The 19,728-nt window shown below is 67.2% G+C and carries 15 protein-coding genes and 1 riboswitch; of the genes, 8 read left to right on the top strand and 7 right to left on the bottom strand.

What is annotated here, in order from left to right:
* Positions 1 to 106: 106 nt before the first annotated feature.
* Positions 107 to 1,159: a S1C family serine protease gene (locus A9X01_RS27320; RefSeq protein ID WP_065123693.1), complete on the bottom strand. Its 1,053-nt coding sequence runs from the start codon at positions 1,157 to 1,159 to the stop codon at positions 107 to 109.
* Positions 1,160 to 1,424: 265 nt separating this feature from the next.
* Between A9X01_RS27320 and A9X01_RS27315 the strand changes: the two genes are divergently transcribed.
* The 3 genes from A9X01_RS27315 (at position 1,425) to A9X01_RS27305 (ending at position 4,655) form a co-directional block, all read left to right on the top strand.
* Entirely contained in the window at positions 1,425 to 1,856 is a 432-nt protein-coding gene (locus tag A9X01_RS27315) for a TIGR03668 family PPOX class F420-dependent oxidoreductase (RefSeq protein ID WP_301336972.1), read from the top strand.
* Positions 1,857 to 1,985: 129 nt separating this feature from the next.
* Positions 1,986 to 4,154 carry an elongation factor G-like protein EF-G2 gene (locus A9X01_RS27310; protein WP_065123692.1) on the top strand — a complete coding sequence of 723 codons (2,169 nt, stop codon included), beginning with the start codon at positions 1,986 to 1,988 and terminating at the stop codon, positions 4,152 to 4,154.
* A gap of 15 nt (positions 4,155 to 4,169) precedes the next feature.
* Positions 4,170 to 4,655, top strand: coding sequence for a DUF2231 domain-containing protein (locus A9X01_RS27305; protein ID WP_065123691.1), 486 nt, complete (start codon positions 4,170 to 4,172; stop codon positions 4,653 to 4,655).
* Here A9X01_RS27305 and A9X01_RS27300 read toward each other — a convergent pair.
* A complete protein-coding gene (locus tag A9X01_RS27300; protein WP_065123690.1) occupies positions 4,636 to 6,228 on the bottom strand; it encodes a FadD7 family fatty acid--CoA ligase in 1,593 nt (530 codons plus the stop codon). The genes A9X01_RS27305 and A9X01_RS27300 overlap by 20 nt on opposite strands.
* Positions 6,229 to 6,400: 172 nt before the next feature.
* Between A9X01_RS27300 and oxc the strand changes: the two genes are divergently transcribed.
* On the top strand, positions 6,401 to 8,095 hold the full coding sequence (gene oxc / locus A9X01_RS27295) for an oxalyl-CoA decarboxylase (RefSeq protein WP_065123689.1): 1,695 nt from the start codon (positions 6,401 to 6,403) through the stop codon (positions 8,093 to 8,095).
* Here oxc and A9X01_RS27290 read toward each other — a convergent pair.
* Positions 8,079 to 9,011, bottom strand: coding sequence for a LysR family transcriptional regulator (locus A9X01_RS27290; protein WP_065123729.1), 933 nt, complete (start codon positions 9,009 to 9,011; stop codon positions 8,079 to 8,081). The genes oxc and A9X01_RS27290 overlap by 17 nt on opposite strands.
* Positions 9,012 to 9,202: 191 nt before the next feature.
* Here A9X01_RS27290 and A9X01_RS27285 point away from each other — a divergent pair, with 191 nt between their 5' ends.
* Both A9X01_RS27285 and car read left to right on the top strand, forming a co-directional pair.
* Positions 9,203 to 9,958, top strand: coding sequence for a L,D-transpeptidase (locus A9X01_RS27285; protein ID WP_065123728.1), 756 nt, complete (start codon positions 9,203 to 9,205; stop codon positions 9,956 to 9,958).
* 106 nt (positions 9,959 to 10,064) lie between these two features.
* Entirely contained in the window at positions 10,065 to 13,580 is a 3,516-nt protein-coding gene (gene car, locus A9X01_RS27280; protein WP_065123688.1) for a carboxylic acid reductase, read from the top strand.
* 15 nt (positions 13,581 to 13,595) lie between these two features.
* On the opposite strand, the gene A9X01_RS27275 is transcribed toward car, so the two are convergent.
* Both A9X01_RS27275 and A9X01_RS30245 read right to left on the bottom strand, forming a co-directional pair.
* Positions 13,596 to 15,266 carry an NRAMP family divalent metal transporter gene (locus A9X01_RS27275; RefSeq protein WP_065123687.1) on the bottom strand — a complete coding sequence of 557 codons (1,671 nt, stop codon included), beginning with the start codon at positions 15,264 to 15,266 and terminating at the stop codon, positions 13,596 to 13,598.
* 4 nt (positions 15,267 to 15,270) lie between these two features.
* Positions 15,271 to 15,456, bottom strand: a complete 186-nt coding sequence (locus A9X01_RS30245) for a hypothetical protein (protein WP_155772316.1) — start codon at positions 15,454 to 15,456, stop codon at positions 15,271 to 15,273.
* A gap of 250 nt (positions 15,457 to 15,706) precedes the next feature.
* Positions 15,707 to 15,880: riboswitch (M-box (ykoK) riboswitch) on the bottom strand.
* 73 nt (positions 15,881 to 15,953) lie between these two features.
* Between A9X01_RS30245 and A9X01_RS27270 the strand changes: the two genes are divergently transcribed.
* Complete coding sequence (locus A9X01_RS27270; RefSeq protein ID WP_065123727.1) at positions 15,954 to 16,613, top strand: O-methyltransferase; 660 nt, start codon at positions 15,954 to 15,956, stop codon at positions 16,611 to 16,613.
* A 10-nt stretch (positions 16,614 to 16,623) separates the two neighbouring features.
* Here the strand turns inward: A9X01_RS27270 and A9X01_RS27265 are convergent, their stop codons facing one another.
* Both A9X01_RS27265 and A9X01_RS31710 read right to left on the bottom strand, forming a co-directional pair.
* On the bottom strand, positions 16,624 to 18,627 hold the full coding sequence (locus A9X01_RS27265) for an acyltransferase family protein (protein ID WP_065123726.1): 2,004 nt from the start codon (positions 18,625 to 18,627) through the stop codon (positions 16,624 to 16,626).
* Positions 18,628 to 18,892: 265 nt separating this feature from the next.
* Positions 18,893 to 19,027 carry a hypothetical protein gene (locus A9X01_RS31710; RefSeq protein WP_436405314.1) on the bottom strand — a complete coding sequence of 45 codons (135 nt, stop codon included), beginning with the start codon at positions 19,025 to 19,027 and terminating at the stop codon, positions 18,893 to 18,895.
* 163 nt (positions 19,028 to 19,190) lie between these two features.
* Here A9X01_RS31710 and A9X01_RS27260 point away from each other — a divergent pair, with 163 nt between their 5' ends.
* Positions 19,191 to 19,727, top strand: a complete 537-nt coding sequence (locus A9X01_RS27260) for a hypothetical protein (protein WP_253849431.1) — start codon at positions 19,191 to 19,193, stop codon at positions 19,725 to 19,727.
* Position 19,728 lies beyond the last annotated feature (1 nt).

Below are 19,728 nucleotides of genomic sequence, written 5' to 3'. Positions count from 1 at the left end.
CCACGTGTACCCGAGAGGCCTGTCGAAGAATCACCCGAAGCGCACCGATCCTGAATTCCCGCTCACACCATTGCATTTCGCGTGCCGGGAGGTTCATGCGGTCGGATCAGGCCGGCGGCCCCTCGGCCAGCGTGACGTTTTCGGTGCGAGCGACGCCGGACTTGGAGGTGAAGCTGATCGCGATCGAGTCACCCGGGTGGTGCGGGGTGAGCGCGTCCGACAGCGCGGTCGCCGAGTTGATCGGCACCCCGTCGATGGCGGTGATGACATCGCCGACGGCGATTCCGACCGATGCGGCCGGAGCGGTGCCCACCACGCGTTGCACTCGGGCACCGGCACCGTTGTTGTCGACGACGCCGAGACCGAGGAAGGCCGTCGGCCCGACGTGCACGGTGGGCGAGCCGCCGCCGGAGCGGATCTGGTTCGCAATGCCGATCGCGGTGCCGACCGGGATGGCGAAACCCTGCCCGCCGGACAGCTGGAAGTTCTCGGTGGCCGCGGTGTTCATGCCGACCACCTGACCGGCGGCGTTGACGACGGGACCACCCGAATCGCCCGGCTGGATCGCACCGTCGAACTGGATCAGCCCGTTCAGGGTCTCCTCGGCCCCGGTCAGGGCGTCGGAAGCCTGCACGGTCTGCCCGACGGCAATCACCCGGCCCGGGACCGCCCGGGGGGCACCGCCTTGGCCGCCGGTGTTACCCAGCGCCACGACGGGCTCACCGACACTCACCGGGCCGCCGATCGCCGCGGTGGGGAGACCGCCGGCGCCGCGCAGCTGCAGCACCGCGACGTCCTGCGTGCGGTCGTAGCCGACGACGTCCACCCCGTAGGTGCGGCCGTCGCCGACGCTGAACGCAGTGATATCGGTGGCCCCGGAGATGACATGGTTGTTCGTCAGGATCACGCCGTTGGGGTCGATGACGATGCCGGTTCCGGCACCCACCGCGTTGTTGTAGCCGAGCTTGGTGTTGATGTTGACCACCTGCGGGCCGACCTGCGCCACCGCCGCGGCCGGGTCGAGCGGTACTTTGGGAAACTCTTTGAGCGGCGTCGCCTGGGCCGGCGCCGCCGGACCGACGGCGGAGGTCAACCCGATCAGGGTCAATACGGCGACCAACCATGCCCACCTGATAGTGCGGTGGCGCGATTTGCTCATCCGGTAATCCTCCTGCGTCGAATGAAGAATTAAATTAACCCGGCCGTAAGCCGGATGGTGACGGACGTTGTTGCCACCACCGTAATCCAGATACCCACTAATGCGGTGGTCAGACCCCGAAATGGCGAAATCCTCCCCCGGAAACCGTCCAGAAACCGCTCCGAATCCTGCCCCGGAAAACGCGGAAATGCCGTCGGATTGCAGCGTAATCGCTAAATGTGTGAGCAGCGACACTCTTTTAGCACCCCGGCCTTAGGGTGGTGCGGTGGACTTCGAACCACAGTCGATGTTCGCGTCGTCGCCGATCGCGCGGCTGGCCACGGTCACCCCGTCCGGGCGGCCGCACCTGGTGCCGGTGGTATTCGCGGTGCAGTTCGACCAGGACAACGTCGACCAGAACAACGGTGTCGTCTACACCGCAGTGGACGCCAAGCCGAAAAGCACTCAGCGGCTGCGCCGGCTGGAGAACATCGAAGTGAATGCGGCGGTCAGTCTGCTGGTGGACCACTACGCCGACGACTGGACTCAATTGTGGTGGGTTCGCGTGGACGGCACCGCGACGATCGCGCGGGACGGCGGCGCACTGACCACGGGATACCGATTACTGCGGGCGAAATACGACCAGTATCAATCCGTTTCGTTGAATGGCCCGGTGATAGCGATCACCGTGACTCGCTGGTCCAGCTGGCACGCCTGACTTTCCGGCGCAGCCGACCCTTGTGCTGAACGGCCGTTGGGGGAAAAGTTGGCGTTGCGTCCTGTGGGCTGGATCACGCCGCGTACGGGAGTCGGCGGCCACGCACCCAGGAAGAACTGGAGGAACGTCATGGCCGACAGAGTAAGTACTTCCCAGGGCGCGGGCGCTGCCCCGACCGCGAGCGCGCCGGACGGCATCCGCAATGTCGTGCTCGTCGGTCCGTCCGGAGGCGGCAAGACCACCCTCGTCGAAGCACTGCTGGTCGCCGGCGGGGTGCTGTCCCGGCCCGGCTCCGTCGTCGACGGCAGCACGGTCTGTGACTTCGACGACGCCGAGATCCGGCAACAACGCTCGGTGGGTGTGGCGGTGGCGTCGCTGGCCCACGGCGGCATCAAGATCAACCTGGTCGACACGCCCGGATACGCCGATTTCGTGGGCGAATTGCGGGCCGGGCTGCGTGCCGCCGACTGCGCCCTGTTCGTCATCGCGGCGAACGAGGGCGTCGACGAACCGACCAAATCGCTCTGGCAGGAGTGCAGCCAGGTCGGCATGCCGCGCGCGGTGGTCATCACCAAGCTCGACCACGCCCGCGCGAACTATCAGGAGGCGTTGGCGGCGGCGCAGGATGCCTTCGGCGACAAGGTGTTACCCCTTTACCTGCCGACCTCGGCAACCGACTGCGCGGGGCTGATCGGCTTGCTCTCGCAAACCAAGTACACCTATGCCGACGGCAAGCGCACCGAGTCGTCACCTGAGGCCGACGACGCCGAACTGATCGAGGAAGCGCGCGGCACCCTTATCGAAGGGATCATCGAGGAGTCCGAGGACGAGTCGCTGATGGAGCGCTACCTCGGCGGTGAGTCGATCGATGAGTCCGTGCTGATCCAGGACCTGGAGAAGGCGGTCGCGCGCGGTTCGTTCTTCCCGGTGATCCCGGTGTGCAGCAGCACGGGCGTGGGCACGCAGGAACTGCTCGAGGTGATCACCCGCGGCTTCCCGTCGCCGATGGAACACCCGCTGCCCGATGTGTTCACCCCGCAGGGCGCCGCGCACGAAGAGTTGGCCTGCGACGTCAATTCGCCGTTGCTGGCCGAAGTGGTCAAGACGACATCCGATCCCTACGTCGGACGGGTCAGCCTGGTCCGGGTGTTCTCCGGGATGATCAAGCCGGACGCGACCGTCCATGTGTCAGGCCACTTCTCGTCCTTCTTCGGGGGCGGCGACACCAACGGCGGCGCCACCCACTCCCACCCCGACCACGACGAGGACGAGCGCATCGGCGTCCTTTCCTTCCCGCTGGGCAAGCAGCAACGTCCCGCGCCCTCCGTGGTCGCCGGGGACATCTGCGCGATCGGCAAGCTGAGCCGTGCCGAAACCGGGGACACGCTGTCGGACAAGTCCGAGCCGCTGGTGCTCAGGCCCTGGACGATGCCGGAACCGCTGCTGCCGGTCGCCATTGCCGCGCACGCCAAGACCGACGAGGACAAGCTGTCGGTGGGGCTGGGCAGGCTGGCGGCCGAAGACCCGACGCTGCGGATCGAACAGAATCCGGAAACCCATCAGGTGGTGCTGTGGTGCATGGGTGAGGCGCATGTCGGGGTGGTGCTCGATGCGCTGGCCAACCGCTACGGCGTCACCGTCGACACCGTCGAACTGCGGGTGCCGCTGCGGGAGACGTTCGGCGGCAAGGCGAAAGGGCATGGCCGGCACGTCAAACAGTCCGGCGGGCACGGCCAGTATGCGGTGTGCGACATCGAAGTGGAGCCGCTGCCGGAAGGTTCGGGGTTCGAGTTCCTGGACAAGGTGGTCGGCGGCGCTGTGCCGCGCCAGTTCATCCCCAGCGTGGAGAAAGGTGTCCGCGCGCAGATGGAGAAGGGCGTGCATGCCGGATATCCGGTGGTAGACATCCGCGTCACCCTGCTCGACGGCAAGGCGCACAGCGTGGACTCGTCGGACTTCGCGTTCCAGATGGCCGGCGCGCTGGCGCTGCGCGAAGCCGCCGCGGCGACGCGGGTCGTGCTGCTGGAGCCGATCGACGAGATCTCGGTGCTGGTGCCCGACGATTTCGTCGGCGCGGTGATGGGCGACTTGTCCGGCCGGCGGGGCCGGGTATTGGGCACCGACACGGCCGGAAACGAGCGCACCGTGGTCAATGCCGAAGTGCCGCAGGTGGAACTGACCCGCTACGCCATCGACCTGCGTTCGCTCGCGCACGGCGCGGCGTCGTTCACCCGCTCGTTCGCCCGCTATGAACCGATGCCCGAATCCGCCGCGGCTCGGGTGAAAGCCACGGCATAACCGCCTACGACGAGCATGTCGACGGTCGACGGACTTCCGGCGCACATTCTGCTCAATCACTTCGTTGTGGTGCTCGGTCCGCTGGCGGCGATCCTGGCGATCCTATGTGCGGTGTGGACGGCGGCGCGCCGGCGGCTCATCTGGCTGACGCTGGTGCTGGCGGCCGTCACCCTGGCGATGACGCCGTTGACCACGTCCTCGGGTAGCTGGCTGGCCGGTAAGGTCGGCGATTCACCGCCGCTGGCCCGGCACGCGGCGCTGGGCGAGACGCTGGCCTACTTCGCCTCGGCACTGGTCGTCGCCGTCACCCTGTTGGCCGTCGTGCATCTGCGCCTGGCCTGCGGCCGAGCCGTGAAACCCATTGCGCACGCGGTGATCGCCGTGCTCGTCGTGGCCGCCGCGGCGGCCACGCTGATACAGACCTACCGGGTCGGGGATTCGGGCGCGCGGGCCGCCTGGGGCAGCGTCGCGGCCGCGGCCGTCAGTCGGTCGCCGGGCTGAAGCGCTGCACGACGGCGCGGCGGTCCAGCGAGCCTTTGGCGGTGTGCGGCAACTCGTCGGTCACCTGGAAGGTTGCCGGAATCTCGAACGGCGCCAGCCGGTCCCGACAGAACTCGATGAGTTCCTCGGCGCTCGGGGCACTGTCCCGGGGCACGATGACCGCGGCGACCGCTTCTCCGTACATCGGGTGTGGCACCCCGAACACCCCGACTTCCAGCACATTCGGGTGGGTGGCCAGCACACCCTCGACCCGTTCGGGCGAAATCTTCTCGCCGCCCCGGTTGATGAGTTCCTTGATCCGGCCGCGGATGCTCAAATCCCCGTCCTGCGAGAGCGTTCCCAGGTCCCCGGTGCGCAGCCAGCCGTCGGTGAAGTTCGCCGCGGTGATCTTCGGGTCACCCAGGTAACCGCGCACCACGGTGCGGCCGCGCAGCCACACCTCCCCGACGGTGCCCGGCTCAACGGGCTGTCCGTCCGGGCCGGCGATGCGGATCTCGGGGCCGGTGGAGCGACCCACCAAACCCGTTGCAGCGGCGGGGTTCACCTCCTGGTCGATGCCGGTGGTGGCGACCTGGTGGGTAGCCTCGGTCATGCCGAATGCGCACAACACCGGCGCGGAGAACCGGTCTTGCAGCGCCTGGGCCACCTCCGGCGTCAACGGCGCGCTGCAGCTGCGGATGAAACGCAAAGTGGCCTCGGTGTTTTCGGCCCTGCCGTCCGCCACCCGCTCCAGCAGAATCTGGTGAATAGTCGGGACGGCCGTGTACCAGGTGGCCTTGACGGTGTCGATGTCGTCCCAAAAAGTGTGCGCCGAGAACCGTCCGCGGGCCGGCAGTAACACCGCACCACCCGACGCCAGCGTCGAAAGCAGCGCGGCGACCAGCCCGTGGCCGTGGTACAGCGGCATCACCGCGACCGTCGCGTCCTGCGGTCCCAACTCGTATCCGGCGATGATCGCCTGGACCGAGGCGACGATGTTGTCATGCGTCCACGGGACCATCTTGGGCAACCCGGTGGTCCCGCCGGTGAACATGATCATCGCGTCGTCCACCCGCAATCCCTCCGGAGAGGAGCTGCTCGGGTTGGCGGCGGTGGCCGAGTCCAGATGCACCGACAGCTCCCGCTTGAGGGCATCGCGGCCGACGGTCACCGCGATCGGCCACCACGGCATCGACGGTTCGGACTTGTCTCCCGGCCCCTCGCCGTCGACGAGCACCACCCGGGCGCCGACCGCCTCACTGCGGGCCCGTTGGTCACCGACCGGCAGCGCCGGGTCGAGCGGGACCACGACCAGTTTCGCGCGCAACGCCGCCAACAGCGCGACGACGAACTCGGCATTGCTGGCCGCACGCAGCGCCACCCGGTCACCCTGGGACAGGCCGGCCGTGGTCAGCTGCCCGGCCAGGTCGTCGACCAGTCGCATCAGGTCGCGGTAGCTGACCGGGACGCGCTCGGCGGTGACGACGACGGCGGGCGCGTCGGGCAGGTGTGCGGCCGTGCTTGCGATCAGCTCCGCGATGCCGGTGGTCGGCTCCACGAGCGCCTGGTTGCTGGTGATCTGTTCGGATGTCATCCCTCGCTCCTTCCGGCTGCACCTGCGTCGTGCCGGTGTCCTAACGAAACCCTGCCGGTCACCGTCAGGGGCTGTCCAATACCCATCCGCTAATGGTCAATAGACGGCGTGAATCGTCGAATAAGGATCCGGTCTTGGACATAGTCGAGTGTCGCGACAACAGTGAGGAACCATGACCACGCAATCCAGCCTGACCGACGGCTTCCAGCTCGTGGTGGACGCGCTGCAAGCCAACGGCGTCGACACCGTCTACGGAGTCGTCGGCATCCCGATCACTGACCTCGCGCGCACCGCACAGGCCGCGGGCATCCGCTACATCGGCTTCCGCCACGAAGGTTCCGCCGGCAACGCCGCCGCCGCGGCCGGGTTTTTGACCCAACGGCCCGGCGTGTGCCTGACGACGTCCGGGCCCGGATTTCTCAACGGCCTGCCCGCCCTGGCCAACGCCACCACGAACTGCTTCCCGATGATCCAGATCTCCGGGTCGAGCGCCCGGCCGCTGGTGGACCTGCAACGCGGTGAGTACCAGGACCTCGACCAACTCAACGCCGCGCGGCCATTCGCCAAGGCGGCGTACCGGATCGGCCGGGTCGAGGACATCGGCCGCGGCATCGCGCGGGCGATCCGCACCGCGATCTCCGGCCGGCCGGGCGGTGTCTACCTCGACATCCCCGGTGAGGTGCTGGGCCAGGTCATGCCGGCAACGGCCGGCGCCGCGTCGATCTGGCAGGTCGTGGATCCCGCGCCGCGCCAGCTGCCGGCACCCGAGGCGGTCGAGCGTGCGCTGGGCATCCTGGGCCGGGCCTCCCGGCCGCTGATCGTGCTGGGCAAGGGCGCCGCATATGCTCAGGCCGACAACGTGATTCGGGAGTTCGTCGAGACCACCGGATTCCCCTTCCTGCCAATGTCGATGGCCAAGGGCCTGCTACCGGACTCGCACCCGCAGTCGGCTGCCGCCGCGCGCTCCCTGGCGATCGCCCGGGCCGACGCGGTGTTGCTGGTCGGTGCGCGGTTGAATTGGCTTCTCGGCCATGGCGACTCACCGCAATGGTCGGAGGACGCCGAGTTCATCCAGATCGACATTGCCGCGTCGGAGTTCGACAGCAATCAGCCGATCGCCGCACCGTTGACCGGAGACATCGGTTCGGTCATGACGGCGCTGCTCGAGGGCGTGAGTGCGCAACCGGTCAGCGCCCCGGCGGCGTGGACCGACGAGATCGCCGAACGCAAGGCGCGCAACGACGCCAAGATGCGGGAGCGGCTGGCCGAGAATCCGCACCCGATGCGGTTCTACAACGCGTTGGGCGCCATTCGGACTGTGCTGCAGGGCAACCCGGATGTCTATGTCGTCAACGAGGGAGCCAACGCGCTGGACCTGGCGCGCAACGTCATCGAGATGGAGTTGCCGCGGCACCGGCTCGACACCGGCACCTGGGGTGTGATGGGCATCGGAATGGGCTATGCGATCGCCGCGGCGGTCGAGACCGGGCGGCCCGTGGTGGCCATCGAGGGCGACAGCGCGTTCGGCTTCAGCGGCATGGAGATCGAGACCATCTGCCGCTACCAGTTGCCGGTCATCGTCGTCGTGCTCAACAACGGCGGCGTCTACCGCGGCGACGAGGCCGTCTCCGGGACCGACCCGGCACCCACCGTGCTCAACTCCGGCGCCCGGCACGAGCTGCTGGCAGAGGCGTTCGGCGGCAAGGGTTATCACGTGACCAAGCCGGCCGAACTCGAGGCCGCGCTGAGCGAGGCACTGACCGCGCGGAGGCCCGCCCTCATCGATTGCGAACTCGACCCCGCCGCGGGGGTGGAGAGCGGGCACCTCGCCAGCCTCAACCCGGCCCGGGCTAACGCCCCTGCGTGAGCCCCCGCAACTGGGCGTCGAAGAACTCGTCGAGCGCGAGCTGCTGCGCCGAGGCGACGAGCGCACGGGCAACGGGCGATCCCGGCCCGGTTGCAATGGTGGCCAACGCAATCGGGGCGCGCAGCGCCGGATCGATCAGCTCGACCGCCCGGATCTCGCCACGGGTCGGCGTCATCCACAACCAGGTGTGCGGAACGATGGTTGCCCAGTTCCCGTTGGCCACCTGCGCGAACAGGGAAGCCACCGAATCCGTTTCGACCTGGGGCCGGACGGTGATGTCGTGGTCGGCGAACGCCGCGTCGATGACCTGTCGGTCCCGCATGTCCGGCGTGAGCAACGCCAACGGTAGTTGCGCCGCCTCCGGCCACCGCATTCCGGACGCCCCGGGCGGCAGCATGTCCGCGCGGGCCAGCAACACGTAGTGCTCTTCGTAGAGCGGCACCAGTGCCACGTCCTGGCCCGCCTCGGGGGCTGGATGGACGATCACCGCGTCCAACTCGAACTCGTGCAGGCGCCGGTACAGCTCGGTTGCGGCCAGCCGCGAACTGATTTGCACCTTTGCCAAGGGGTGTGCCGAGCAAAATGCCGACAACACCAGCGAAGCGGTCGTCGAGGCCGTCGGCACGGTGCCCAGGCGCAGGATTCCGGCGATGCCCGACTGCACCGCGTGCACTTCGGCCTTGAACGCGTCGTGCTCGGCCAGAATCCGCTTGGCCCACACCACCAACCGCTCCCCCTCGGGCGTCATGCCCTCGAAGCTGTGACCCCGGTTGATCAGCGTGACATTCAGTTCGCGTTCCAGCTTGGCGATAGCCGCGGACAGCGCCGGCTGGGACACGAAACACTTCTCGGCGGCGCGAGCGAAATGGCGTTCCTGGGCTACGGCGACGAAGTACTCCAACTGGCGAAAGAGCACCCGCACCTCCTTAGGCGGTGGGCCCGGCCCGTCCCCGGCTCCCGCTGAGGCTAACGCGTCCATCCCGGCCCGGCCAGCCCGCTGACAAACCCGCGTGGGCTACGCCGAAATTGTTTGCTATGGCCCGCCCCGAACGGATAACCACTAGAATATTGGGTGTGTTTGTCGCACCAACCCGAAGGGTGAACGCCATGCGTCGAGCGATTCGGTATCTATTCGTGGTGGTGGCAATCACGACGATGGCCGCGGCCGGGTCCGGTAGTCCGGCCACCGGCGCAGTCCCGGTGCCACATCCGTTGCCCGCGGTGGCATCGATCTTCCCGTCCGATGGGGCCGTAGTGGGCGTGGGCGCCCCGGTCGAGGTGACGTTCGCCGCCCCGGTGACCGACCGCCGCGCCGCCGAACGAGCCATCCACGTCGGCGCACCGGCCAACATCACCGGCCACTACCAGTGGCTGGATGGCAATGTCGTGCAATGGATCCCGGATCAGTACTGGCCCGCGCACACCCGGATCTCGGTGGGTGTGCAGGAATTGACCGAGGGTTTCGAGACCGGTGACGCCCTGTTGGGGGTTGCCAGCATCTCCGCTCACACATTCACCGTCAGCCGCAACGGCGAAGTACTGCGCACCATGCCGGCCTCGATGGGCAAGCCGAGCCGGCCCACTCCGATCGGCAACTTCAACGCGATGTCGAAGGAACGCTCGGTCGTCATGGACTCCCGCACCATCGGCATCCCGCTGAATTCCTCGGACGGTTACCTGATCACCGCTCAGTACGCGGTGCGGGTCACCGGCAGCGGGGTGTACGTCCACTCGGCACCGTGGTCGGTGAACTCGCAGGGCTATGCCAATGTCAGTCACGGCTGCATCAACCTGAGCCCGGACAACGCGGCCTGGTACTTCAACATGGTCACCATCGGCGACCCGATCAACGTGGTGGCCTGAATCCACTGCGACAACGCGGGTGTGGCGACGGTCACACCCGTGACCCGGAAGATGGACTGCGGTCGATCGGTTTGCGCTTGATAGCGAAGCGAACGAAAGGCTGACCATGACCGGTCCGCAGGAACAACGACTCAACCAACGCATTCAGCGGCTTTTCGCTGAGGACGAGCAGTTCCGGCGGGCCGAACCCGATCCCGCGATCCGCGCCGCGGCACGGCAGGCCGGGCTGCGGCTGCCGCAGGTGATCCAGACATTGGTCGACGGCTACGCCGACCGTCCCGCGATGGGCTGGCGGGCATCAGAGCTCGCGACCGATCCGGCCACCGGCCGCACTGTCGCGCAATTGTTGCCCCGATTCGACACCATCACCTACCGCGACCTATGGGCCAACGTGCGGGCGATCGCCGCCGCCTGGCAGCACGACCCGGTCAATCCGAGCGGACCCGGGGATTTCGTGGCGACCGTCGGGTTCGCCAGTGTGGAGTACCTGACCATCGATCTGGTCTGCGGCTATCTGGGGTTGGTGGCCGTGCCGTTGCAGCACAACACCACCGCGTCGCGATTGCAGCCCATCCTGGCCGAGGTCGAGCCACAGACCCTGGCCGCCAGCGCCGATTACCTGGACCTGGCCACCGAAGCCGCGGCCGGCATCAAGTCCGTGCGCCGCCTGGTGGTCTTCGACTACCGGCCCGAGATCGACGACCACCGGGAAGGTTTGGAGCGTGCCCGCGCCAGGTTCGCCGACGCCGGCCTGGCCGTCACCATCGAGATCCTCACCGACGTGATCGCGCACGGCCGCACGTTGCCGCCCGCGCCGATGTACACCGGTGGCACCGACCAGCGGCTGGCCATGATCATGTACACCTCCGGCAGCACCGGGTTGCCCAAGGGGGCAATGTATTCCGAGCGCATGGTGGTCAAGATCTGGACCAACGAGTTGATGCCCAAATACGACCACATTCCGGTGTTCAACGTGAACTTCATGCCGCTGAATCACCTCGGCGGCCGCATTCCGCTGTCCTCGGCGTTCCAGGCCGGCGGCACCAGCTATTTCGTCCCGGAGAGCGACCTGTCCACGCTGTTCGAGGACTGGAGCCTGGTGCGTCCCACCGAGATGGGTCTGGTACCGAGGGTCGCCGAGATGTTGTATCAGAGCTACCAAAGCTCCGTGGACCGGCGTGTCTTCGACGGGGCTGACGTCGATGCCGCGGAGGCGGCGGCCCGGGAAGAGTTGCGCGAGCAGGTGCTCGGCGGGCGGGTAGTCACCAGCTTCACCGGTACCGCCCCGCTGGCGGCGGAGATGCGAACCTTCATCGAGACCTGCCTCGACGTGCATCTGCTGGACGGCTACGGCCTGACCGAAGTCGGCATGGTCGCCAAGGACGGCCTGGTGACCAAGCCACCGGTGATCGACTACAAGCTGATCGACGTCCCCGAGCTCGGTTATTTCCTTACCGACAAGCCGTTTCCACGCGGTGAGCTGCTGGTGAAATCGGCGACGTCCTTCTCCGGGTATTACAAGCGGCCCGACGTGACCGCCAACGCATTCGACGCGGACGGGTATTACCGGACCGGTGATGTGATGGCCGAACTCGAACCGGACCGACTGGCCTACGTCGACCGGCGCAACAACGTCTTGAAGCTGGCGCAGGGCGAGTTCGTCGCCGTGGCCCGACTGGAAGCGATCTTCGCCAGCGCGCCACTGGTCCGGCAGATATTCGTCTACGGCAACAGCGAACGCCCGTATCTGCTGGCCGTGGTGGTACCCACCACCGAGGCACTGCAGCGCTTCGGCGATGACGACGCTGCACTCAAGGCCGCGCTGAGCGAATCCCTGCGCCAGACAGCCAAATCCGCGGAGCTGCAATCCTACGAGGTGCCCGCGGATTTCCTGGTCGAGCTCGAACCGTTCAGTTCCGACAACGGGCTGCTGTCCGGGGTCGGCAAGCTGTTACGCCCCAAGCTCAAGGAGCACTATGGCGAACGGCTCGAGCGGCGGTATGCCGAACTGGCCGACACCCGGGTGGCCGAGTTGCGTTCGCTGCGTGAAAGTGCGGTCGAACGGCCGGTTATCGACACCGTGGCGCGCGGAGCCGAGGCCCTGCTAGGTCTGGTCGGCGGTGCGCCCGGGCCGGATGAGCACTTCACCGATCTCGGCGGTGATTCCCTGTCGGCACTGACGTTCTCCAACCTGCTGCGCGACATCTTCGACGTCGAGGTCCCGGTGGGTTTGATCATCGGGCCGACCAGCAATTTGGCCCAGATCGCCGACTACGTGGCGGCCGAACGTGAATCCACCTCGAAACGACCAACTTTCGCCAACGTGCATGGTCGGGGGGCGGCACAAGTCCGGGCGTCCGACCTGACGCTGGACAAGTTCATCGATGCGGCCACCCTGGCCGCCGCCGGCTCGCTGCCCCACGTCACCGGGACGCCGCAGACGGTGCTGCTGACCGGAGCCAACGGATACCTCGGACGTTTCCTGGCGCTGGAATGGCTGGAGCGGCTCGCCGAGACCGGCGGACGTCTTATTTCGGTCCTGCGGGCCGCCGATGAAGCGGCGGCCCGGCGGCGACTCGAGGATGCGTACCGCGCCGGGGATACCGAGCTGCTGGAGAAGTTCCGCGCGCTGGCGGCCGACCACCTCGAGGTCGTCGTCGGTGACATCGGCGAACCCAATCTCGGGCTGTCCGAGGAGGTTTGGCAGCGGCTCGCCGATACCGTCGATCTGATCGTGCATCCGGCTGCGCTGGTCAACCACGTGCTGCCCTACGACCAGTTGTTCGGACCCAATGTGGTCGGTACCGCCGAGGTGATCCGCCTGGCCATCACCGGCCGAATAAAGCCGATCACCTACCTGTCGACCGTGGCGGTCGCCATGACCGTCGACACGTTCGACGAAGACGGCGACATCCGGACCGTCAGCCCGGTGCGCACCATCGACGACGGCTACGCCAACGGATACGCGAACAGCAAGTGGGCCGGTGAGGTGCTGCTACGCGAAGCACACGATTTGTGCGGCCTGCCGGCGGCGGTGTTCCGCTCGGACATGATCCTGGCGCACAGTGACTTTGCGGGTCAGTTGAACGTCCCGGATGCGTTCACCCGGTTGATTTTCAGCTTGCTGGTCACCGGTATCGCGCCGGAGAGTTTCTACCGGACCGTCCCTGGAGGTCCCCGTCCGCGCGCCCACTACGACGGGTTGCCGGCCGACTTCGTGGCCGAGGCGGTCACCACGCTCGGCGCGCAGGTGACCGACGCCTTCCATTCGTTCGACGTGATGAACCCGCACGATGACGGCATTTCGCTCGATGTGTTTGTGGACTGGCTGATCAAGGGCGGCAACGACATCCGGCGCATCGCCGACTACGACGAGTGGCTGAGCCGCTTCGAGACCGCGCTACGGGCGTTGCCCGACAGCCAGCGCCAATACTCGCTACTGTCGTTGCTGGATTCCTACCGCATTCCCCAGCAACCCTTGCCCGGAGCGCCGGCGCCCACCGACGTATTCCGCTCGGCGGTGCAGGACGCGAAAATCGGTTCGGACAAGGACATTCCGCATCTGTCCGCGGCCCTGATCGACAAGTACGTCGCCGATCTGAAGCTGATTGGTCTCGTCTGAACGAAAGCGTGGCCGTCAGGCCACCCCGGTCTGGATCACCTTGACCACCACCAGCAGCACGGCCAGGACCAGATAGCCGCGCAGCGTCAACAAGCCGGCCCGCCGCGCCGGTGACATGACCGGCCGGGCAAGCGTCGCAAGCGCCGGCGTGCGCCACTCGGCGAGTTCCCGGCGGCGAATGGCGCGGCGCTCGGCACGGCTCAGCGTCACGGTGAGCTCGTCGCCGCCGATTGACCGGTCATAGCGGCGGCCGGCGAGGACCACAACGGCCCCGCCCACCACTCCGGCGGCCGCGCCGGCGGTGAGGCCGATCTCGATGGTCGCGGTGGAAAGGTTCGGAAAGAAGGTGGCCGCCGTCAACGCCAGGGACAGCAGCACCAGGCACCACACGGTCGTCCACGCGAAGATGTTCTGCCGCAACGTGTTCACCCAGGGGCCCAGCACGTCGCGGTCGTTGCACAACAGGACCAAAAACACCGTCGCCGAGGGCAGCAACACACCGGCGAGCGCCTGCACGCCCTGGGTCACCAGGCCCAGCACATGGTCGGGTCTGAACGCGATGGCCGCGGACACCGCCAGCAGCAGGGCGTAGGCACCGTAGAACAACGGGGCCTCACCGATCTTCCAGTGCAGGGAGTGCCGCCTGCCCATCGCGTCACCCACGGCGTAGGTGGTGGCCAGCCCAATGGCGTTGGCGCCGATCAGGGATGCGTCCAGCAGGATGATCGCGAACAGGACTCCCACCGTGCTGCCGAACCGGTGCGCCAGACCCGAGGCCACGGCGCCGGCGTCGGTGAAGGCGCCCGCGTCGGCGTGGCCGGCCAATCCGAACGCGGTCACCGCCATCAGCGCTGTCGCCCCCGCCATCACCACGACGATGCCCAGCACCAAATCGGCTCGCGCATAAGCAATCCAACGGGCGGTGATGCGCTTGTCCACCACATTGGACTGTTGGAAGAACAGCTGCCAGGGCGCCACCGTGGTGCCCACGATCGCCACGACCAGCAACAGCACCGTGGAATTGAGCCCGCCCGGAAACTGCGGCGCCAGTCCGTGCACCGTCTCTTTCCAGGTGGGATGCACGAACAGGATCATCGGGATCATCACCACGTTCACCGCGATCAGCACGAACATCAGTGCCTCCCAGCGGCGGAACGAGCCACCGGCCACCACGGCGAACAACAGCACGGCCGCCACGGGGATCGCCACGATCTTGGGACAGCCCAGAAACCCCAACGCCAGTGCGACGCCGATGAATTCGGTGACGATCGTCAAAGCGTTCAGGATCAGCAGATCGATGACGCTGAACGCGCCCCAGAATTTGCCGAACCGTTCGAATACCAGGCGCGCGTGCCCGACCCGGGTGACCGCACCCAGCCGTAGCACCATCTCCTGGTTGACATAGAGGACGGGAATCATCAGCGCCAACGTCCACAGCAGGGCCATCCCGTAGTTCTGCCCGGCCTGGGCGTACGTCGCGACACCACCGGCGTCGTTGTCACCGACCATCGCGATCAGCCCGGGACCGCTGATCACCATCAGCGTGCGCAGGCGGCGCCAACGACCGGCGACGGCGGCATCCCGGCCGATGCGGCCGAACGCTCCGACGATGTCTCCGGTGTGTGCCGCGTCCAACGGCTCGGAAAAGGTTGGCAGTAACCGGCTCTCGCTCGAGATCGCTGTCATGGAACTAGTCGGCGATCATCGCGACCGGGGTCCGGGCCACGTATGCGTTGGCCCGGTCCTGCGGCGTCATGTCGAGCACTGCGGACCAGGCCTCACCCAAGCGACGACACAGGCGGCGAATTGCGCGGCCGCGCAGCGCGGGTCGGGGTGCGGGAACGAGGTGCAGTGTGGCTGTCGATGCTGTCGTCATAGGTCGACTCCTGACGGAAAGCCCGACCGGCGTGCGTCATTCCCGCAACAGTGCGGGCGTGGGAAACACGAACTCAGGCAGCAGGAACGCCGGAGCCGGATCGGGACGCGATGGATATGGCATGGGGACTATCGCCTGGACAAGGCACGCTCATCTCGCCCTCACCTCCTCACGGCCAGGACACACGGGGGTGTCACCACTATCACCTGAACGAAAGGGGTCGACACTCGGCGGCCACAGCTGCCGAGCGGACGCACCCCTCTCGTCGGAGCTTTGGCACTGCACGGCGTATCCGGTCCGGGGACCGGAAGCCACTTGGGCTCAACCCTTAGGCCGGGAAGAGCTGTCCTGACCCGGGGCGTCTCTCGACGTTCGGGGTCAGTGGCCTGTATCCGTGCAGACGCCTCACCTACCGAGGTGCTTGCAGCCTCCCATGTTGGCACCGGGAGCCACACTCGTCAAACGCAGCCGTCGCACACAGGCCTACTGTCGTGATCATGGCCAACACATTGCAGCACCCCAGGGTCGCCTCGACACTCGACCGGATGTACGCCGCCGCCCAGGACCAGATGACGCTGCTGCGGGACAGACAGGGCGAGTTCAGCCGGCCGATGACCGTGCAGGAGCGCACCGAAGCGATGAGCGAGTTCTACATCCCGGTGACGCCCGAAGCCGGGCGGTTGCTCTACGGGCTGGTCCGCGCGACCCGGCCCGGCACGATCGTCGAGTTCGGCATGTCGTTCGGCATTTCGGCGCTCCATTTGGCCGCCGGGGTGCAAGACAACGGCACCGGTCGAGTCGTCACCACCGAACTCAGTGACACCAAGATCGCCGCGGCGAAGCAGACATTCGCCGACACCGGGCTCGACGACGTCATCACGATCCTGGAGGGTGATGCACTGGTCACCCTGGCCGAGTTGGGCGGACCGATCGATTTTGTCTTGCTGGACGGCTGGAAAGACCTGTACCTGGAGGTGATTCAGCTGCTCGAGCCGTCGCTGTCACCCGGGGCGCTGGTCATCGCGGACAACACCGAGGCCGCGGACACCCGCAGCTATCTGGACCACGTCCGGAATCCGGACAATGGCTACGTGAGCTTCAACTTCCCCGCACGGTCCAGCGACAGCATGGAACTCAGCTGCTGGACAGGCGCCTAGGCCCACTTGGTTATCGCACTGACTCCTCCAGCCACGGCAACAGCCATTTCACCCCTTCCGGGGTGAGGTGAACGCCGTCGCTGCGCACCTTGATGCCGTCGACCTTCGCGGTGTAAACGCCGTCGGGGCACAGCTTTTTGTTTAGATCCACGATCCCGACGTTGGGGCGCCGGGCAATCGCGTTGCGCAGCATGGTGTTCCACTGGTTGACCCGATCGGGCTGGTCCTCGGGGTACAGCCGGCCGTCGGGCTTCTCGCCGCCCCGGCTGTAGGGCACGGTGGCGACCATGACGCGCACGCCGGTGGAGCCCACGATGTCCAGCGCGCGGTTCAACTCGAATTCGAGGTAGGCATCGAAGGTGGGGTCGCCGATGTGGGTCCACTTGCCTTCGTTGACCCGGTCAACGGTCTCCCAGCGGCCGATGACGAGCAGCGCGACGTCTGGGCGGTCCTGGCTGATCTGTGTCGCCCAGCGGCCCGGCCAGCCGTCGCATTCCGGTCGCTGCTCCAGGGTTTGACCGATGTACCGGTACGGCGTGCCGCGCACGAGGCTGCAGCCGATGACGGTGTGGTCGAGGAATTTGAAGCCAGGCGTCGGCGGCAGGTAGTGCATCATCGTCCACCCGATCGAATCGCCGAACACCGAAACGGTGAACGGCTGGTTGGGGTCTCGCGGCCCGGGTGGCGGCGCCAGGACGGCGCCCGGCGGCGACGGGGACACCGCGGCCACCGCCGACACGCCTGGCGGCAGGCCGACTTCGCGCAGTCCCGTGCCGACCGGGACCACCATGATCGTCGCCGCAGCGGCACTGGCCACGGTCGCCGCGGCGAGCGGCAAGAGCGGCACCCGTTGCGGCCGCCAGCGCCGGATGGGCTGTTCGATCGCCCACCAGGACACCGCCGCCACGACGGCGGTGGCGGCGCAGCGCGCGCCGAACAGGCTCAGCCCCGACCATCCGGTACGCTCGCCGTTGAGCGCGAGGAAGATCGGCCAGTGCCAGAGGTAGACGCCGTAGGAAATGGTGCCCAGCCACACCAGCGGGCCCCAGGCCAACACCCGGGCCACCGCACCACGCTGTTCGAGCGCGACGGGAGCGACCACCAGGACGGCGGCGATGGCCACCGCGATCAGTAGGCCGTGGCGGAACTCGCCGGCGCTGCCGGTCGCGAAGTGGGTGATCGCGGCCAGCGCGGCCAGACCCACCAGCGGCAGCGCCCGGGCGATTCGCCGGCCCCATCGGCTGCGGATCAGACACCAGCCCCGGTTCAGCGACGGCCAGTCCCGAACCAGCAGAGCCGACGCGGCGGCGCCGACCAGCAACGCCTGCGCACGGGTGTCGGTGCCGAAGTAGATCCGGTCGCGGGTGGTGTCCGAGGTGAACACGATCGCGGCGGCGGCCGACGCCAGGGCGCCCAGGGTGGCAATGAGGAAGGCGGCCAACCGGACGTGTCCCACGGTGATCTTGGCGAAGTAGCGCTTGGCGCGCGCGGCCAGCAACAGCGTCACACCGATCAGCAGCAGCGGCCAGACGAAGTAATACTGCTCTTCCACACCCAAAGACCAGGTGTGTTGCAGTGGCGAGGGCGGGGCGCCCTGGGTGAAGTAGTCGGTCTGCTGGGCCACGAACCGCCAGTTGGCCACCCACAGGAACGCCGCGATCGCGTCGCCGCGCAATCCGTCCTGCGCCTGGTAGGGCAAAAACTCGCGGGCCACTCCCACGGTGAGCACCATCAGCAGCAGCGCCGGTAGCAACCGGCGGGCGCGGCGAACCCAGAACCCGGTCAGGTCGATGCGCCCGGAGCGCCCCAGTTCGTCGAGCAACAGGGAGGTGATCAGAAACCCGGACAGCACGAAGAAGACGTCGACACCGATGAAGCCGCCGCCGACACCCGGGATGCCGCCGTGCCCAACCAGGACCAAGGCAACGGCGATGGCGCGCAGCCCATCCAGGGCGGGAATGCCGTTTTGCCGCTCCGGCCGGTCCCAGACCGCCAGCCGGCCCACCCGGCGCACCGGCGCCACCCAGCGGGGTTTCGCCGCACGCTTGGATGCACGTTTTGATGCAGAAAGTGCCGGTGCGGGGTTGTTTCCGCCCGGCTCAGTGCTCGCTGTCAGCGCGCCCTGACCGCCTTGCCGTCCGGCGCCGTATTTGATGCCGATACGTCGCTGCCCCTCCTCTTGATCCGAGGAAGTTTAGCGGCGAGGCACCCGGAAACTCGTCAAGACACGCGGGATACCGAAGACGCGCAACGGATTTGCGACGGCGAACCGGTTCCGCTCAGGTGCCGGTGAAGGCGGCCGGACGGCGTTGCAGAAACGCTGTCGCGCCCTCGATGAAGTCGTTCGTTCCCACCAATTCGGCCTGACCCGTCGTCTCCCGTTGAAGTGCGGGCTCGAGGTCGGCCAGCGCCACGGCGTTGATCGCCGCCTTGGTCTTGGCGAACGCCGTCTCACGTCAGCAGCGCAGTCGGCCGCAGCCAGAATGTACATATATGTATTAGATATATCAAAGTATCAGTCAGGCAGCCCCGTATCGTGGATGCGGATAGCGGAAGACGAACAGAAGGCAATGAAAAATGGGGTGGTTCTCCCGGCGCGATAAGGCCGTCGCTGAACCCGTTTCTGAGGCTGTTCCTGCTGTTTCCCCTACCCGGGCCACCCGCGACTACATCCCGCCGAAGACCGACGCCGGGCCGCCGTGGGTCGGTCGGGCCCTGCGCCTCCCGATCCTGCCGACGCCGGCCGCGGCCCCCGAATTGGCCGGGCACGCCGCCGATGCCGCGCGGACCGTCTCCGGCGTCGATCTCGACTACAGCCCGGACTCGCTCGAGTATGTCGACGCCATGCTGGAAGTGTTCCGCGAACCGGGCTCGGACATCATGGCCGAGTCGATTTTTCTGTTCGGCTGCTACGTCGGCGAGGTGATGGTCCGCAATGCCGGATATGTCTGGGTCGAGACGCCTGATCACCTGGCCCAGCACCTGGGCGCCCTGACGGTTTACCACCCCGGCACCGGCGCCCATGCCAACCCGATCAGCAAGGCCTTCAAGCGCGTCGACTATGGCGATCCGGACAACCTGCCCTACTTCTACCGGGTGTACGCCGCCGGATAGC

The organism is Mycobacterium asiaticum (genome assembly GCF_001668675.1).
GTDB classification, from domain to species: Bacteria; Actinomycetota; Actinomycetes; order Mycobacteriales; family Mycobacteriaceae; genus Mycobacterium; species Mycobacterium asiaticum_D.
This window is presented reverse-complemented; position numbering and strand designations above follow the sequence as displayed.

Coding starts and splice junctions, on each gene's coding strand:
- A9X01_RS27320 (WP_065123693.1), bottom strand. CDS start 1,159: ATGAGCAAATCGCGCCACCGCACTATCAGGTGGGCATGGTTGGTCGCC.
- A9X01_RS27310 (WP_065123692.1), top strand. CDS start 1,986: ATGGCCGACAGAGTAAGTACTTCCCAGGGCGCGGGCGCTGCCCCGACC.
- A9X01_RS27305 (WP_065123691.1), top strand. CDS start 4,170: ATGTCGACGGTCGACGGACTTCCGGCGCACATTCTGCTCAATCACTTC.
- A9X01_RS27300 (WP_065123690.1), bottom strand. CDS start 6,228: ATGACATCCGAACAGATCACCAGCAACCAGGCGCTCGTGGAGCCGACC.
- oxc (WP_065123689.1), top strand. CDS start 6,401: ATGACCACGCAATCCAGCCTGACCGACGGCTTCCAGCTCGTGGTGGAC.
- A9X01_RS27285 (WP_065123728.1), top strand. CDS start 9,203: ATGCGTCGAGCGATTCGGTATCTATTCGTGGTGGTGGCAATCACGACG.
- car (WP_065123688.1), top strand. CDS start 10,065: ATGACCGGTCCGCAGGAACAACGACTCAACCAACGCATTCAGCGGCTT.
- A9X01_RS27275 (WP_065123687.1), bottom strand. CDS start 15,266: ATGACAGCGATCTCGAGCGAGAGCCGGTTACTGCCAACCTTTTCCGAG.
- A9X01_RS30245 (WP_155772316.1), bottom strand. CDS start 15,456: ATGACGACAGCATCGACAGCCACACTGCACCTCGTTCCCGCACCCCGA.
- A9X01_RS27270 (WP_065123727.1), top strand. CDS start 15,954: ATGGCCAACACATTGCAGCACCCCAGGGTCGCCTCGACACTCGACCGG.
- A9X01_RS27260 (WP_253849431.1), top strand. CDS start 19,191: ATGGGGTGGTTCTCCCGGCGCGATAAGGCCGTCGCTGAACCCGTTTCT.